Consider the following 15,937-nt stretch of genomic DNA (forward strand, 5'->3'; position numbering starts at 1 on the left):
ATTAAGCGCTACAATAGCCAACTTTTAGCATAGGATGAGAATTTATGACTGATACTCGTTTTGCGCCCAGTCCTACGGGTGATTTACATATTGGCGGTGTGCGCACGGCATTATACTGCTGGTTGCAGGCAAAAAAAACTCATGGCAATTTCCGTCTTCGGATTGAAGATACCGACCAACAACGCTCTACTCAAGCCTCAACGCAGGTTATTTTAGATGGCTTAGCGTGGCTTGGTTTGCATCATGATGGGGAGGTGATTTATCAAAGTCAGCGCTTTACGCATTATCAGCAAATTATCGCCAAAATGATTGAACAGGGATTGGCTTATCATTGCTGGTGTAGCGCTGAAGAATTAGAAGCGATGCGAGAAGCACAAAAAGCGCGCGGCGAAAAACCACGTTATAACGGTAAATATCGTAATGGCGGCACACCTGTAGAAGGGGTTAATCCTGTAGTGCGATTTAAAAATCCATTATCAGGCGTGGTAACATTTGAGGACAAAGTGCGAGGCACTATTACTATTAGCAATAATGAGTTAGATGATTTTATTATTCAACGTAGCGATGGTAGCCCAACCTATAATTTTTGCGTGGTAATTGATGATGCTGAGCAAGGCATTGATTTAGTCATTCGTGGTGACGACCATATTAACAATACACCCAAACAAATTAATTTATATCAAGCACTAGGCTATGAAATCCCCGAGTTTGCTCATGTACCAATGATTTTAGGAGATGATGGGAAACGCTTATCAAAACGCCATGGCGCAACCAATGTATTAGATTATCGCAATGAAGGCTACTTGCCACAGGCCATATTAAACTATTTAGTCCGCTTAGGATGGTCACATGGCGATCAGGAAATTTTCAGCTTGGAAGAAATGATTGATTATTTTTCTATTAAAGACGTACACAGCGCTGCAGCAACCTTTAACACCGAAAAATTGCGTTGGCTCAATCAGCATTATTTAAAAGAAAGTAGCCCAGAAATACTCATTGAACCCCTGATGCAACAGTTTAGAATGCTAGACATTCAAATTAAGCATGAAAAAGCCAAACAAGCCCTAATACACTACCAAGAGCGCGCCAAAACATTAAAAGAAATGGCTGAAAATATGCGCTGGATTGCACAAGCGCCACAGCATTATCCAGAAAAAGCAGTCAAAAAAGCTTTTAAAGGTGCAGAGAGTAGTCAAATCCTAGATGATATGGCAAATGAATTTGCACAAATGACAGAATTTGAAGCAGATAGTATTCATAAAATCATAGAGCAATATGTTGAAGCAAATAATCTTGGTTTTGGAAAAGTTGGACAACCTTTGCGTTTGGCTATCACAGGTGGCGCACCATCACCTGATTTGCATATTAGTTTAGCGCTTTTAGAAAAAAACGAAGTAATTAAGCGCCTAAATAATGCTATTGCTTATATAGAAAGCATGAAATAAATGTTATCAAAACAATGAATTGTAAATTTCGTTATGAAAAAAACACACCAATAGTTGACAGGGTGCGCGCTTCTGTTAGAATGACGCGCCTTGCACTACGGTGTAGGGGCTATAGCTCAGCTGGGAGAGCGCCTGCATGGCATGCAGGAGGTCAGCGGTTCGATCCCGCTTAGCTCCACCAAGTACAAGACGTTGCGTCCCCTTCGTCTAGCGGTTAGGACATCGCCCTTTCACGGCGGTAACAGGGGTTCGAATCCCCTAGGGGACGCCATTTTACTTCATTTGTAAAATGGCGTTACTCGGACGCAATATAACTTAATACAATAAAAATTGTATCGACTGATGCTTATTCAGTCCCCTTCGTCTAGAGGCCTAGGACATCGCCCTTTCACGGCGGTAACAGGGGTTCGAATCCCCTAGGGGACGCCATCTTATTTTGATATTTGTAGGGATAGAAATATCTGCACTGTGTCTTTGATAGAATTTTTTTAGGAATATAATATTCTATATTTAATTTTAATATATAGTTTGATTAATATGAATATAAAATACCTAGAAATTAAAAATCTGACAGAGTGCTGCCAGATTTTTAATTGATAATACTAGTTATATTTCTTCATGGTTCTTACCAAGGAGATTTACGGTTATATTCCTCGTTGAGTTTTTCAATAATCTCCCTGATTTCTCTAAGCTCTTTACCCTCGCCAAGTAAAATTATTTCCATTTTTCCTAGCCGTTGTATACGAGAGATATCTGCATGTTCATTTTCTTGTAATAGTTTATCAGTTTCATATCTTCCTCTTAGACTAAAAAGCTTTAGAAAAGCTAACTGAGCACTCATCTGTGTAGGATTTGCTCTGAAAATCTTTTTCAATTGTTCTGGGTCATTAATTTTGTTAATTTTTGACCATAACTCTTTAATATTTTTTTCTGCCTGCTTTTGCAGGCTACTAAATATAGCACCGAACATATTTATTTTCTCATGTTGAATAGGGAAAGCTATTCTTTTTTTTTTGCAAGCATAATTTTAATTTTTAAAAATAAGTTTATTATGATGTATTGTATTGTTAATCAATTAGATGATGAGTAATTAAAAGATATGGTGAGGTTATTTTTGTGAGCTGGTTTTGAGTAAATTATAGATATAAGATTGCCAATGGGTGGATAGGGATAGACGGTGGGTTGGGCGGCAGTTTCTAGGACATATTTTGCATTTTGTGTTGCGTTATAGTGGGGGCAGTGGGTTTGCAAACAAGGCTGGGCGTATGGATGGCGATTGATGAGTATGCCGTTTTCATCATAAAAGCGGATATCTAGTGTGCGCCAAGTATTTTTCATCCAAAAACTAAGGGGGCGGGGGGTGTCAAAGATAAAGAGCATGCCGTAGTTTGGGAGTAGGTAGGGTCGGTACATTAATCCTTGGCTTTGTTTTTTTGGTGTGTCGGCAATTTCAACGCGTAGCCAGTTTTGATTGCTATCTTGTAACCAAGCGAAGGTTGTGGCGTGGGTGGAGCTGCTAAGGAAAAATAGCAGCAGTATAAATTTATGGGTAATTTTTTCTCTCAGTTTTCTTTTGATTTCATTTGGCATTTTTCTGTGAGTTATGAGTTGAATGTTTTTTCATCAGGGGTTGATGGATTTAGGTTGTGTTCAATGATTTTCTTTTTGAGGGTATTGCGCGTGATACCGAGCATTTGGGCGCTACAAGTTTGATTATAATTGGTATGGGTTAGGACGTAGCGAATAACGGAGGCTTCCGCTTCGTTGATAATTAGACGGTAGAGTGAGTCGCAGGGTTGTCCGTTGAGGTCTTTTAAGTATTGGTCGAGGCTTTGTTGGATTGCGCTTTGGATGCTGTGGATGGTCATGGTAAGCGTTCCTTTATTGGGGGTTGGAGGCGGTTGATGAGTTCGATTTGTGCGTTATCGCTACTGGCTTGATTTATTAGGGGGCGCCAGTGGGGATAGTTTTGATGATGTTGATAATACCAATGTAGATGTTTGCGTGCAATGTAGAGCGCTTGTTTGCCGTAGAGTTGATGGAGGGCTTTAATGTGTTGGGTGATGGTGGTTTGGCGATGAGTGTAGTGGTTGGGTAGGTTATTGAGTAGATGTTGGCAGTCGGCAAATAGCCATGGATTACCTTGGGCGGCACGTCCTATCATTACGCCATCAAAGTGATAGGTCTGGATGAGGTGTTGGCATTGTTTGGCGCTGGTGATGTCACCGTTGACAATAACAGGAATATTAACGTGCTGTTTGGCATTGGCGATAGCTTCATAGCGTGCTTGTCCGCGGAATTTTTGTGCGCGGGTGCGTCCGTGCACACTTAATAAGGCAATGTTGCTATCTTGAGCGATTTTAGCAATGTTGTGGATATTGATATGTTCTTCATGTGGCCCGATGCGGGTTTTAAGGGTGACGGGGATGTTAACAGCTTTGCTGACGGAAGTTAGAATCTCAGCAACTTTTTTTTCATCACTGAGTAGGGCTGAGCCAGCAAGATGCTTGCCTACAGATTTTGAGGGGCAGCCCATATTAATATCAATGACGTCTGCTCCACGCGCTTGCATGAGTTGCGCTGCTTGTGCCATGAGTTTTGCGTCGCTCCCAACTAACTGGACGATTTTAGGTTTTTTGGGATTATCACCAAAATATAAGCGGGTTTGAGCGAGGCGGGTATCCATTAGGTCGGGTTTGGCGCTAATCATTTCAGCAACGCTAAAATCAGCTCCTTGCTGTTCACAAATTTGGCGAAAGGGTTGGTCGCTAATGCCTGCCATAGGCGCTAGGATAATAACTGGATTAGGATAGTGAAAGCGCCCTAAACTAAACATAGATGGCTTTTAAAGAAATTATGTTGAGTGAGAGATTTCTATTTCTTGACTGTGTTGCTAGATATTTTTTTAAATTAAAGATGGGGCGGTTTGTTTTGTACTGGATGAAAAAATTAAATAATTTATGAAGATTGTTTTGGTTATAGAAGAATAAATGGATATTGATAAGGCGACCTAAGCCAAGAATGAAGACGATTGTTTTTTCTGCAAGTTTTTCCATGGTTATAGATTCTTTGGCGTGAGTTCTAGTAATATCCAGCCTTCTCGTTCATCGACGCGTTGAATGTGGTAACCATCGTTATAGTGGTTTTCTATGTCATTTTGTTGGCGCTCTAATAACCCTGCAAAGTATAGGCGAGTGCTGGGTTTTAGGTGCTGTTCGAATTGAGGGCGTAGAGCACAGAGGGGTTCTAGAAGAATATTGGCAATAAGAAGGTCAACTTTTGGTGCTTGCTCTGGATTTTTGCATAAATGTATGCGCCCATGGACGTTATTTTTTTCTGCATTATCAGCGCTGGCAATTAGAGCTTGCGGGTCGATGTCAGTTTGCCAAACTTCTTTTGCTCCTGCTAGGGCAGCTGCTATTCCGAGAATACCTGAGCCACAGCCGTAATCATAAACGCTTTTATCGGTTACATTGGCATGGTTGACGAGATAATTTAGGCACATAGCGGTTGAGGGGTGAGTACCAGTGCCAAAAGCAAGTCCAGGGTCTAGGCGTAGGACAATAGCATCAGGGTCTTCAATGATATGTTCACTAGCAGCAACCCAAAAATTAGTTCCAAATTGAATGGGTTGGAAATAATCTAACCAAGCACGCGTCCACTGACTATCGGCAAAAAGTTTATGGGTGATGTTATAGGCGTTGTTTAGTTCTGCGGTGAGCGTAGCTTGTACATTCTCTGGATTGGTTCCTTGGGCAAATAATCCAGTTACTCCTGTCGCTGCCCAAAGAGGCATTTCGCCAATAGGCGGTTCGAATAGTTCGCTATCATCGGCGGCGGTATAAGTGATGGCAATTGCCCCAGCATCGATGAGTGCTTGTTCTAAGCGTTCGCTTTCCAATTCATTGTGTGCAATGAGAGTGATTTCTAGCCAGTTTTGTTCTTTCATAGAATTTTTACAATACATAACCGCCTTTTTAGATTTAAAGACGGTTATTGGGTTAGTTGAGACCTAGTTTGTGTTCTAAATAGTGGATATCCATACCGCCTTCATTAACAGTAGGGTCTTCTAATAAATCTTGATGTAGAGCAATATTAGTTTTAATCCCTTGAATGACAAGCTCTGAAAGCGCAACTTTGCTACGGGCAATAGCGGTAGCGCGAGTATCGCCCCAGCAGATAAGCTTGCCCACCATAGAATCGTAGTGTGGTGGAACGGTATAGCCAGTATATAGATGTGAGTCAACGCGCACTCCTAAACCACCTGGAGTATGAAATTCACTAATTCTACCTGGAGATGGGATAAAGGTTTTAGCATCTTCGGCATTGATACGGCATTCAATGGCATGACCACGTATAACAATATCTTTTTGCGTATAGCTTAGGGGCAAACCACTGGCAATACGGATTTGTTCGCGCACGATATCGACGTTAGTGACCATTTCTGTTACAGGATGCTCAACTTGCACGCGAGTATTCATTTCTATAAAAAAGAATTGCCCATTTTCATACAGAAATTCAAAAGTTCCTGCCCCTTCATAGCCAATGCGTTTGCAAGCTTGTACACAAATTGCCCCAATTTCGGCACGCTGCTCAGCACTAATGTCGGGTGCAGGTGCTTCTTCCATAACTTTTTGATGACGACGCTGTAAAGAGCAATCACGCTCACCTAGATGGATGGCATTACCATGTTTATCAGCAAGAACTTGGATTTCAATATGGCGTGGCTTTTCTAAAAATTTTTCCATGTAGACCATATCATTACCAAAAGCTTGACGCGCTTCTCGTTTGGTCATCGCTACCGCTTCGACAATTTCACTTTCACTACGTACAACGCGCATTCCACGACCACCACCACCGCCAGCAGCTTTGACGATTACAGGATAACCAATTTTTTGTGCAATATGTTTAATCTCATTAGCCTCTTCACCAAGAGGACCATCTGAACCAGGGACACAGGGAATACCAGCTGCTTTCATTGATTTAATGGCTTCTACTTTATCGCCCATAATGCGGATCGTTTCAGCGCGAGGCCCGATAAAAGCAAAGCCTGACTCTTGAACACGCTCAGCAAAATCAGCATTTTCAGATAAAAATCCATAACCTGGATGAATAGCATCTGCATTAGTTACTTCAGCAGCGGAAATAATTGCAGGCATATTCAAATAGCTTTCACTAGAGGCGGCAGGACCAATACAAACTGATTCATCAGCCAATAGAACATGTTGTAGTTGATCATCTGCTTTAGAATGCACGGCAACGGTGGCAATGCCTAACTCACGACAGGCTCGCATAATGCGCAAGGCGATTTCACCGCGGTTGGCGATTAAAACTTTATTAAACATGAGCGCTCCTTATTCGACGATAAATAAAGGTTCGTCGTATTCTACTGGTTGCCCGTTTTCGACTAAGATTTCTACAATTTTTCCACTAAAATCAGATTCAATGCGATTAAACATTTTCATGCTTCAATGATACAAACAGTATCGCCTACTTTAATTTGACTGCCTATGCGGACAAAGTCTTCTGCTTCAGGAGAGGCAGCTGAATAGTAAGTTCCAACCATTGGTGAGCGGATAATATTGCCTTGAATGGTTTTTTCAGCTTGAGTTGCAGTGGTGGTTATGTCTTGGCTTTGCGGTGGGGGTGCTGAGATTGGCATGGGCATAGAATAAGCAGGCGCAGGTTGTGGGTAGTGCGCATTAGGGTGTTGACCTTGTCGATTGATGCGTACAGATTCTTCCCCTTCGGTAATTTCAATCTCTGAAATATCAGAGCCTTCTAGTAACTCAATTAGTTTTTTTATTTTGCGTATATCCATAAAATCCTCTGGGTTAAGTTCTAAATACTATACATCTATCGCTTAAAGGGTTAGCTAGAAAGATGTTTCTCAGCTGCTAGAAGTGCAAGTTCATAGCCAGTACTGCCTAATCCACAAATTACACCTTGGGCTAAATCGCTAAAATAGGAGTGATGTCGAAAGGGTTCGCGTTGATAGATATTTGACAAATGCACTTCAATAAAAGGAATACTAATAGCAGCAAGTGCATCGCGTAAAGCGATGGAGGTGTGAGTGTAGGCAGCAGGATTGATGATAATAAAATCAATCTTTTTTCTGCTTGCCTCTTGTATGCTGTCAATGAGTGCGCCTTCATGATTATGCTGAATGAATTCTAGTTGATGGTTGAAGGCTTTTGCGAGAACGTCTAAGCGAGATTGTATATCGGTTAATGTTTCTAGACCGTATTGCTCAGGCTCACGTTTGCCGAGCAGATTCAAATTAGGTCCATTAATTACCAAAATTTTTGCCATAAGATAATTTTTTCCAAAAGTTTTGCAATTGTGCGCAGAGCATAGTGGTTGTCTATATTGCGCGAAAGATGTGGCATTATAACGCATTTTATGCGCAGTTCTTCAAGAGGTAGCAAATTAATTGCTTGCTATGAGGGTTGGGATGCGTCGTGTTGGGTTGTGTTAAGAGGTTTACGCGGTAATATGTGCGGTTTTGTGGGTTTCTTTGTATGGGTTCTTGGGAGGATTTATGCCGATTTTGATGTTTTTGTTTTGTTTGGGGTGCGGTGGAATTATTGTTATTGATTTTGGTTTCTAGTGCAATTGGGGCTTTGGCAACTATTGGGTTGTTATTATTATCGATTTTTGTAGGGATAGGGATGCTTGCTGGAGAGAAAGAGAAATGGCGCGCGGCTGTTGGTGGGCGAGGGGCTGTGGTGAATTTGGCGAGCGTGTCGCTTAAAAATGGTGCATTTCGGTTGATTGCAGGAATGCTGTTGTTATTGCCTGGGTTTTTAAGTGATGTTTTGGCAATTTTTTTATTGGTGCCACCGTTAAGAAAATTATTAGGGGCGCAGTTGTTGCGGTTATTTAGAATTGAGGCGGTGATGGGTAAGGGGGGCAAATATGGCATGGCTGATTATGAGGAGAATGTGGTTGAGGTGCGAGATAGTGAGGGACGGGTTGTGAATGCGACTTTGGAAGTAAGAGAAAATCGCGATTAATATAATTTGAGTTTTGTTGGTTTGATTTTTGATGTTGGCGATACGTATTTTGCGGATTTTACTGGCGTAGTGTTTATTAATTTTTATGGAGCGGATGTGATGAAAGATTTGGCGTTATTGATGGATTTTTATGAGCTGACGATGGCAAATAGCTATTTTGAGCAGGGAAGACAAGAGGAAATTGCTTACTTTGATTATTTTTTCCGTAGAGTGCCGGATAAGGGGGGATATGCGATTTTTGCAGGACTGGAGCAGTTCGTTGAGTATGTGTTGTCCTTGCGTTTTGATGAAGCGCATATTGATTTTTTGCGTCGTAAGAATATGTTTAGTGAAGGGTTTTTGCAGTATTTGCGGGATTTTTCATTTAGCGGTGATATTGTGGCGTTTGCTGAGGGGACGGTGGTCTTTCCTTCTGAGCCGTTGGTTAGTGTGCGTGCGCCTATTATTGAATGCCAGTTAATTGAGACTTTTTTGTTGTTGTCTTTAAATCATCAGTCGTTGATTGCTACAAAGGCGGCAAGAATTGTAAAGGAGGCAGGAGGAAAACGTGTATTAGAATTTGGTTCTAGACGAGCTCATGGTGGGGATGCGGCAATTTATGGTGCGCGAGCAGCCTATATTGGTGGTGTGAATGGGAGTTCTAATACGGCAAGTGAGTTTAAGTTTGGTATGCCAGCTTCAGGAACTATGGCGCATGCGTTTGTACAAAGTTATGACAGTGAATACGAGGCGTTTTTGGCTTATGCAAAGAGTTATCCTGAGCAGACGGTTTTGTTGGTGGATACGTATAATACGTTAAAACAAGGTGTGCCAAATGCGATTCGGGTGCATCAGGAGTATTTAAAACCTAATGGTTATGCGTTGCAGGCGATTCGTTTGGATAGTGGGGATTTGGCGTATTTGAGTCAGCGGGCGCGTGTGATGTTGGATGAGGCGGGGATGCAGGAGACAAAAATTGTAGTGTCTAATGGTTTGGATGAATATTTAATTAAAGATTTAATGAGTCAGGATGCACAAATTGATGTTTTTGGCGTGGGTGAGCGCCTGATTACGGCACGCAGTGAGCCTGTTTTTGGTGGGGTGTATAAAATTGTGGCGCTTGAAAATCAAGGGCAGGTGGTGCCAAAGATTAAAATTAGTGAAAATGTATTAAAAACAACTACGCCAGGATATAAGCAGGTCTATCGTTTGTATGATGAAAATCATCGGGCAATTGCGGATTTGATTACGTTGCAAGATGAAGTTGTTGATGGTTCTAAGCCATATTTGTTGTTTGACCCCGAGCATCCTTATAAGCAAAAAGAGATTTGCAATTTTACTGCTGAAGCGCTATTAAAACCGGTTATTCTAAAGGGTGAAAAGGTGGCAGATTTGCCTTCTCTTACAGAGATTCGCACCCACGCACAGCAATCGCTTGCAGCGATGTGGCCAGAGGTGCTTAGGCTTGAAAATCCGCATGGTTATTATGTAGATTTATCCCAAAAGCTTTGGCAACTTAAACGGGATTTGATTGAACAAAACACTAAACTTTAGGAGTAGGCGATGGATTTAGAACGTTATGCGCGCTATTTGGTAGATTGGTTAGAGATTCAGCGCAAAGAGTTTTATAAAATGGATGGCTATGTGCTTGGGGTGAGTGGTGGGGTGGACTCAGCTGTAGTGGCGCACTTATTAGCGCGTACGGGAGCGCCTGTGCGAGCGTATCTGTTGCCTAGTCGCTTAAGCGCTGAAAAGGATAAAAGTGATGCGCAGTTGGTGTTGGAGAGTGCTGGGTTGTCAGGGGAGGTTATTTCTATTGCGCCAATGGTGGAGGTTTTTATGCAGCAGTTGGCGGGAAATTTACACCCAGACCCTGAGCGGGTGAATGTGTTAAATGGTAATTTACAAGCTAGGGTGCGGATGGTAACGCTCTTTACGGTGGCGCAAAGTTATCGCAGTATTGTGGTCGGAACAGACAATGCGGCTGAATGGCATACGGGTTATTTTACAAAATTTGGTGATGGTGCGGCAGATGTTGTGCCGCTGGTTCATTTGCGTAAGGAACAAGTGTTTGAATTGGCAAATATTATTGGTGTTCCTCAGAAAATCATTGAGCGCGCACCTAGTGCTGGTCTATGGGCGGGGCAGACGGATGAGGATGAAATGGGTGTTTCTTATGCTGAAATTGACGCGCATTTAAGAGGAGAGGTTGTGAATGAGGCGGCATTGGAGCGAATTGCTTTTTGGCATGAACGTTCGCATCATAAGCGGGTGATGCCGATTCAACCGCTTGCGCCTAGGGAGCAATCTTAGTGCGTGATAAAAAGATATGGGCGCAAGATTCTAGCAATAAGGCGGCGCATGATATTTATAGTTTGTATTTTATCGGCTGGATATGTGGATATTTGGCATTTGTGATTGCCTTTGTTTGGGCAAGTATAAAAGTATATTCGCCTGCTGTTGCGCCACTTTATAAAAGTCATTTTCGTTTCCAGCAATCAATGGCATGGCAGGGATTGCTGGTGTTTTTGTTGTCGGGGGTGATTTGGTATTTTTGTTACCCATTATTAAGCTGGCAGCAGTGGTGGTATGCGCTAGTGTTGGTGGTACTGACTATACTGTTACCGCTATATTGGTGTATTAAGCGTTGCATTATGGGTTTTAATCTCCTGAAAAATGATCAGGCGGTGCGCAATCCTTATACATTTTTATACCCTAAGATGTGATGCTAGTACTTGGTAAAATTAACAGGGATTTCTAGAGTATTTATGGCTATGCACCATGCGAGCTTTCTTTGTATCTATCAAGCATATCTCAACCAATGTTGCGCATGGTTTTAATGGCGCTGTCAAGAGAGACAAAGTGCGTACCGTTGCGAAAAAAGGATTCTAATGGTTGTGGCCACTAAAAAGTTAATAATCCCATCTTCGCTAGGATTAAGGCTGAAATACCAGTTGCGCCATTTATTGGAGTGGTAACGATGCGCCCGCTTGCAGCATTTTATTAATAGCCAGTGTATATAAGATATAAGCACTAGCGCAAAGGCATATGGATGAGTAAACGGGTATTGGGTAAGTGATTTTTGAGTGCGCAAACTTTATAAAAAAGTTGCTTTTTGTCAGGCTCATCTTTAAAATGGCGCGCTTTTAGAAGCTATCTTAGAGAGGAATTGAATGCCAAGTGTAAAAGTTCGTGATAATGAGCCTTTTTGACGTTGCTTTACGTCGTTTTAAACGTGCTTGTGAAAAAGCAGGTATCTTAGCTGAATTGCGTAGTCGTGAGTATTATGAGAAGCCTACGCAAGAGCGTAAGCGCAAACTTGCGGCAGCGGTAAGTCGTAACAGACGCCGCTTGAAAAAAGAAAGAGAACGTTTTGAACGTTTGTACTAAAATTAAATATTAAATATCGTGTGTGATTATGACCATACGTGAACAAGTCAATGCCGCTATCAAAGCGGCAATGATTGCTAAAGACAAAGAGCAATTACAAACTTTGCGCTCGCTCAGTGCTGCTTTTAAGCAAATTGAAATTGACCAGCGTATTGAAATTACAGATGAAGTGGCATTGCGTGAGCTGGTTCGTCAAGTTAAGCAGCGCCAAGAATCAGCAAAACAATTTCGTGAGGCTGAGCGTGAGGCGTTGGCAGAGAAAGAAGAGTCAGAGATTAAAATCATCAGACAGTTCATGCCTGAAGAGATTAGTGAGGATGAATTAAAAGCTCATGTAGATAAATTGCTCGCTTCTACAGATTTACCTAAAACTATGCAGTCTATGGGCGCACTGATGAATCAATTAAAATCAGAGCTTGAAGGTAAGGCAGATATGTCGGTTGTTAGCACTTATCTTCGCCAACAGCTCAACGCCTAAAATAGGCGTTATGGTCTATCAATGACCAAGCATATTCCTAAAAATTTTATTGAACAAATTAATGCGCGCTCAAATATAGTTACTTTAATTGATGCGCGTGTTCCCCTAAAAAAATCAGGCAGTAACTATAAAGCCTGTTGCCCATTTCATCAGGAGAAAACTCCTTCTTTTAATGTCTCAGAGTCTGGACAGTTCTATCATTGCTTTGGCTGTGGTGCCTCTGGTGACAGTATTCGTTTTTTGATGGACTTTGATAATTTGACGTTTCAAGAAGCGGTGGAATCACTTGCTCAGCTTAATGGAATGAGCGTTCCTTATGAAGAAAATACTTCCGTTGTAAGTAATAAAGAAAAAGAATTCTACGAGCTGGGGCTTGCATGTTTGCACGATGCTGCGTTGTTTTATTATCAGCAATTTTATAGTGAATCGGGCGGATTGGCTCGTGATTATTTGCGTAAGCGAGAGATTAAAAAACGTAGTGTAGATACTTTTTTATTGGGTTATGCCCCTTATGGCAATCAATTGCTCGAAGTATTAAAAGATAAATATTCGCTTGATGTGTTGCAGGCGGTAGGGTTGGTTGGGCATAAGGATGGGCGTTTTTATGATTGGTTTCGTCATCGGATTATTTTCCCTATCTTTAATGCTAAAGGTCAGGTGATTGCTTTTGGTGCAAGAGCCTTTGGAGATGAGCAGCCAAAATATTTAAATTCCCCAGAAACGAAATGGTTTAATAAGCGTTACGAGCTTTACGGGTTGCATCAGGCGTTACGTTCTAAAAATAAAGGAAAAACGCTTATTGTTACTGAAGGCTATATGGATGTGATAAAGCTTTGGCAATATGGGTTGACATATTCAGTAGCGGCGCTTGGTACGGCAGTTGGGGATACTCATGTTACTCAGTTAAAAAAACGTGCAGAAAAAGTATATTTTTCTTTTGATGGTGATCAAGCAGGTGAAAAGGCGGCACAAAAAGCTCTAGAAGCTATCTTAAAGCAGTATGATGAGCGTTATCAGTGGCGTTTTATGTTTATGCCTACTGGTGAAGACCCAGATTCTTTATTAGAAAAACAGGGTATTGAAGCATTTCATTCGATTATGGATGGTGCGCTAAAGCCATCTGATTTTTTAATTCGATTGCTTGAAAAGCAATTTGGCGAAACTAGATCAGTTGAAACTAATGCGCGGTTGGCTCAGCAGGTGCAGTCATGGTTGGGTTTTATCACAGATGAGGTTTATCAACATTTTTTGAAAGATGCTTTGAAAAAGCATTTTGCTTTGCCTGATTTGGTGGTTTCAAGAGTAAATGCAAAAACGGTGGGAGCTATCCTACGCCTTTTAAACCCCCTATTCCTAAAGAACGTTCTCTTGAAGCGCAAAGTGTAGAAAAGAAGCTCATTTATTTTTTATATTCCTATCCTCACTGGGCAAAATTAGAGTATCCATGGCGATATGAGGGGAAGATTTTTGAAGATTTATCACTGTTTTGGCAGTTGTGCTATCACTTGCAGTGTTCGGAATTTACGCAAAATCAGGTAAGATTCTTTCTGGAAAAGCAATATGGCCATTTATTGGAAGTTGAGAGTTTGAAGGAATCTTATCAAACTATATCAGAAGAGGATGCCTATAAAGAGTTTAAGGATATATTAATAAAGCTGTCTGAACGTGAAAAAGAAAAGCGGTTAAGACTTGAAAAATTGGGTGGTTAACCCTATTTATTGATGGCGTTGAAATTTATTTAGTTGAGGTTGAGCATGAGTGATAGTGATTTTGAACGTGAACACGATGAAGAAGATGTCGTCGATGAGGTTAAAGAACTTATTGATAGAGGTCGGGAACAGGGATTTTTAACCTACGAAGAAATTAACGATACTATGCCTGAACACTCTCTAGAAGGTGATAAGTTCGAAGAGATTATTTCTTTGATGATTGAGATGGGGATCGATGTTGTTGAGACGGCTTCTGACAGTGAAGATGTAGTTGCACCAGAAGATACAGAAGAATTGCCTAATAGTGTTTTGTCAAATGAGGCAGAGATAGGGCGTACAACAGACCCTGTTCGAATGTACATGCGTGAGATGGGGGTTGTCGATTTACTTACACGCGAGGGAGAGATTGCTATTGCTAAACGCATTGAAGCAGGCTTGAATTCAGTGCAAGAAACTTTGGCGGATTTTCCATTAGCGGTTTCTGCGTTGATTGAAGAATTTCAGCGGATTGAGGAGGGTGAGGGAAAGCTGGGTGATTTGGTTAATGGCTATGGTGACCCATTTGCCGATAAGGAAATAGAAGCTAATGAGGATAATGAAGATATTCAACAAGAAGAGTCTCTTGAGTTAGAAGAAGATATAGATGATGACAGTGCTACATCATCAGTTAATACGACTGATGGCATGACTGAGGCAAGAGAGAAATTGTTAGAACTAGTCGAAATTCATAAAAAACTAATGACCTCGCTGAAAAAAGGTCAAAAACTGAGTAGCAAAAAGAATAAAGCATTACATAATGAAGTTAAATCTTATATGGTCGCATTTTCTTTCCCACAAAGAACAATTGATTTAATGGAGGAAAGGTTAGAAGATCCTGTTGAAGAGATTCGTGCAATAGAGCGTAAACTAATGCGCATTATCATTGATAGGGCAGGTATGCCGCGGAAAAGTTTTGTAAATGAATTCCCAGGAAACGAGACAGATTTAGATTGGGTGTTGCGCCAAAGTAAGCAAAAACGAAAAATATGCTGAAAAGCTAAAAACAATGATTATTGAAATTCAATCTGAGCAAGAAAAAGTTTTTAGATATTGAAAAGAAATACGGCATGGATGTGGCGCGTATTAAAGAAATCTACAAAAATGTTGCAATTGGTAAAGCGCAAGCTAAACGTGCTAAAGAAGAAATGGTTGAAGCCAATTTGCGTTTGGTTATCTCTATTGCCAAAAAATATACCAACAGAGGTCTACAGTTTCTTGACTTAATCCAAGAAGGTAATATTGGTCTAATGAAAGCGGTAGATAAGTTTGAATATAGACGTGGATTTAAGTTTTCAACTTATGCAACATGGTGGATTCGTCAGGCAATTACACGCTCTATTGCCGATCAGGCAAGAACCATCCGAATTCCAGTACATATGATAGAAACAATTAACAAGCTAAATCGTATTTCTCGAGGATTAGTGCAAAAAAATGGTCGTGAACCAACGCCCGAGGAATTAGCTGAAGCAATGGAAATGCCAGAAGATAAAATCCGAAAGGTATTAAAAATTGCCAAGGAACCTATTTCTATGGAAACACCAGTTGGAGATGATGAAGATTCGCATATTGGTGATTTCATTGAAGATGGTAATATCTTATCCCCGCTAGAAGCGGCAACGACGCGTGGATTGAGTGAAGCAACCAATGAAGTCTTAGCTTCACTTACCCCAAGAGAAGAGAGAGTGCTTAGAATGCGTTTTGGAATTGATATGAATACAGACCATACCCTTGAAGAAGTAGGCAGGCAATTTGATGTTACACGTGAACGTATCCGTCAAATTGAAGCAAAAGCTTTGCGCAAATTACGTCATCCGAATCGCTCAGAACTACTTAAAAGCTTCTTGAATGATTAATTTACGAGAATGAGCAAAATAAAAATAC

At 41.1% G+C, this 15,937-nt stretch carries 14 protein-coding genes, 3 tRNA genes and 4 pseudogenes; 13 read left to right on the forward strand and 8 right to left on the reverse strand.

The annotated features are described in order from the left end of the window. The first annotated feature begins 44 nt into the window (after positions 1 to 44). From gltX to A5N84_RS08960, 4 genes are all read left to right on the forward strand, one after another. The gene (gene gltX / locus A5N84_RS08945) at positions 45 to 1,445 is read left to right on the forward strand and encodes a glutamate--tRNA ligase (protein WP_072282093.1); all 1,401 of its coding nucleotides are present in this window, start codon (positions 45 to 47) and stop codon (positions 1,443 to 1,445) included. 105 nt (positions 1,446 to 1,550) lie between these two features. Beyond that, positions 1,551 to 1,626 (forward strand) — tRNA-Ala (locus A5N84_RS08950). A 15-nt stretch (positions 1,627 to 1,641) separates the two neighbouring features. Continuing rightward, a tRNA-Glu gene (locus A5N84_RS08955) sits at positions 1,642 to 1,716 on the forward strand. An 82-nt stretch (positions 1,717 to 1,798) separates the two neighbouring features. Beyond that, positions 1,799 to 1,874 (forward strand) — tRNA-Glu (locus A5N84_RS08960). Between the two features lie 196 nt (positions 1,875 to 2,070). Here the strand turns inward: A5N84_RS08960 and A5N84_RS08965 are convergent. From A5N84_RS08965 to aroQ, 8 genes and pseudogenes are all read right to left on the reverse strand, one after another. After that, positions 2,071 to 2,415, reverse strand: coding sequence for a hypothetical protein (locus A5N84_RS08965; protein ID WP_072282094.1), 345 nt, complete (start codon positions 2,413 to 2,415; stop codon positions 2,071 to 2,073). Positions 2,416 to 2,516: 101 nt separating this feature from the next. Continuing rightward, entirely contained in the window at positions 2,517 to 3,035 is a 519-nt protein-coding gene (locus tag A5N84_RS08970) for a DUF192 domain-containing protein (RefSeq protein ID WP_072282095.1), read from the reverse strand. Positions 3,036 to 3,046: 11 nt separating this feature from the next. Next, positions 3,047 to 3,313 (reverse strand): helix-turn-helix domain-containing protein, encoded by a 267-nt coding sequence (locus tag A5N84_RS08975; RefSeq protein ID WP_072282096.1) that lies wholly within the window; start codon positions 3,311 to 3,313, stop codon positions 3,047 to 3,049. Beyond that, entirely contained in the window at positions 3,310 to 4,281 is a 972-nt protein-coding gene (gene dusB, locus A5N84_RS08980) for a tRNA dihydrouridine synthase DusB (RefSeq protein WP_072282097.1), read from the reverse strand. Before dusB ends, A5N84_RS08975 begins: the two co-directional genes overlap by 4 nt. Positions 4,282 to 4,503: 222 nt before the next feature. After that, entirely contained in the window at positions 4,504 to 5,412 is a 909-nt protein-coding gene (gene prmA / locus A5N84_RS08990; RefSeq protein ID WP_233120092.1) for a 50S ribosomal protein L11 methyltransferase, read from the reverse strand. Between the two features lie 34 nt (positions 5,413 to 5,446). Next, on the reverse strand, positions 5,447 to 6,790 hold the full coding sequence (gene accC, locus A5N84_RS08995) for an acetyl-CoA carboxylase biotin carboxylase subunit (protein WP_072282100.1): 1,344 nt from the start codon (positions 6,788 to 6,790) through the stop codon (positions 5,447 to 5,449). 9 nt (positions 6,791 to 6,799) lie between these two features. Further along, positions 6,800 to 7,266: pseudogene (gene accB, locus A5N84_RS13115) on the reverse strand (acetyl-CoA carboxylase biotin carboxyl carrier protein). 50 nt (positions 7,267 to 7,316) lie between these two features. Then, complete coding sequence (gene aroQ, locus A5N84_RS09005) at positions 7,317 to 7,757, reverse strand: type II 3-dehydroquinate dehydratase (RefSeq protein ID WP_072282117.1); 441 nt, start codon at positions 7,755 to 7,757, stop codon at positions 7,317 to 7,319. Between the two features lie 260 nt (positions 7,758 to 8,017). Between aroQ and A5N84_RS09010 the strand changes: the two are divergent. The 9 genes and pseudogenes from A5N84_RS09010 to rpoD all read left to right on the forward strand — a co-directional run. Beyond that, positions 8,018 to 8,461, forward strand: a pseudogene (locus A5N84_RS09010) (FxsA family protein); the annotation flags it as partial. Positions 8,462 to 8,560: 99 nt separating this feature from the next. Next, on the forward strand, positions 8,561 to 9,994 hold the full coding sequence (locus A5N84_RS09015) for a nicotinate phosphoribosyltransferase (protein ID WP_072282118.1): 1,434 nt from the start codon (positions 8,561 to 8,563) through the stop codon (positions 9,992 to 9,994). Positions 9,995 to 10,003: 9 nt separating this feature from the next. Continuing rightward, on the forward strand, positions 10,004 to 10,753 hold the full coding sequence (gene nadE / locus A5N84_RS09020; RefSeq protein ID WP_072282102.1) for an NAD(+) synthase: 750 nt from the start codon (positions 10,004 to 10,006) through the stop codon (positions 10,751 to 10,753). Next, positions 10,753 to 11,166 (forward strand): hypothetical protein, encoded by a 414-nt coding sequence (locus A5N84_RS09025; protein WP_072282103.1) that lies wholly within the window; start codon positions 10,753 to 10,755, stop codon positions 11,164 to 11,166. The genes nadE and A5N84_RS09025 overlap by 1 nt, the downstream gene beginning before the upstream one ends. A gap of 447 nt (positions 11,167 to 11,613) precedes the next feature. Further along, positions 11,614 to 11,830 (forward strand): annotated as a pseudogene (rpsU, locus tag A5N84_RS09030) (30S ribosomal protein S21). A 28-nt stretch (positions 11,831 to 11,858) separates the two neighbouring features. Beyond that, on the forward strand, positions 11,859 to 12,308 hold the full coding sequence (locus tag A5N84_RS09035; RefSeq protein ID WP_072282104.1) for a GatB/YqeY domain-containing protein: 450 nt from the start codon (positions 11,859 to 11,861) through the stop codon (positions 12,306 to 12,308). 21 nt (positions 12,309 to 12,329) lie between these two features. Continuing rightward, positions 12,330 to 13,694: a DNA primase gene (dnaG, locus tag A5N84_RS09040; RefSeq protein WP_072282105.1), complete on the forward strand. Its 1,365-nt coding sequence runs from the start codon at positions 12,330 to 12,332 to the stop codon at positions 13,692 to 13,694. A 119-nt stretch (positions 13,695 to 13,813) separates the two neighbouring features. After that, positions 13,814 to 14,017 (forward strand): hypothetical protein, encoded by a 204-nt coding sequence (locus A5N84_RS10345; protein WP_072282106.1) that lies wholly within the window; start codon positions 13,814 to 13,816, stop codon positions 14,015 to 14,017. Between the two features lie 45 nt (positions 14,018 to 14,062). Then, positions 14,063 to 15,909, forward strand: a pseudogene (rpoD, locus tag A5N84_RS13120) (RNA polymerase sigma factor RpoD). The last annotated feature ends 28 nt before the right edge of the window (positions 15,910 to 15,937 follow it).

This window comes from Rappaport israeli (assembly GCF_001888055.1).
In the GTDB taxonomy this organism is placed as follows: domain Bacteria; phylum Pseudomonadota; class Gammaproteobacteria; order Cardiobacteriales; family Cardiobacteriaceae; genus Rappaport; species Rappaport israeli.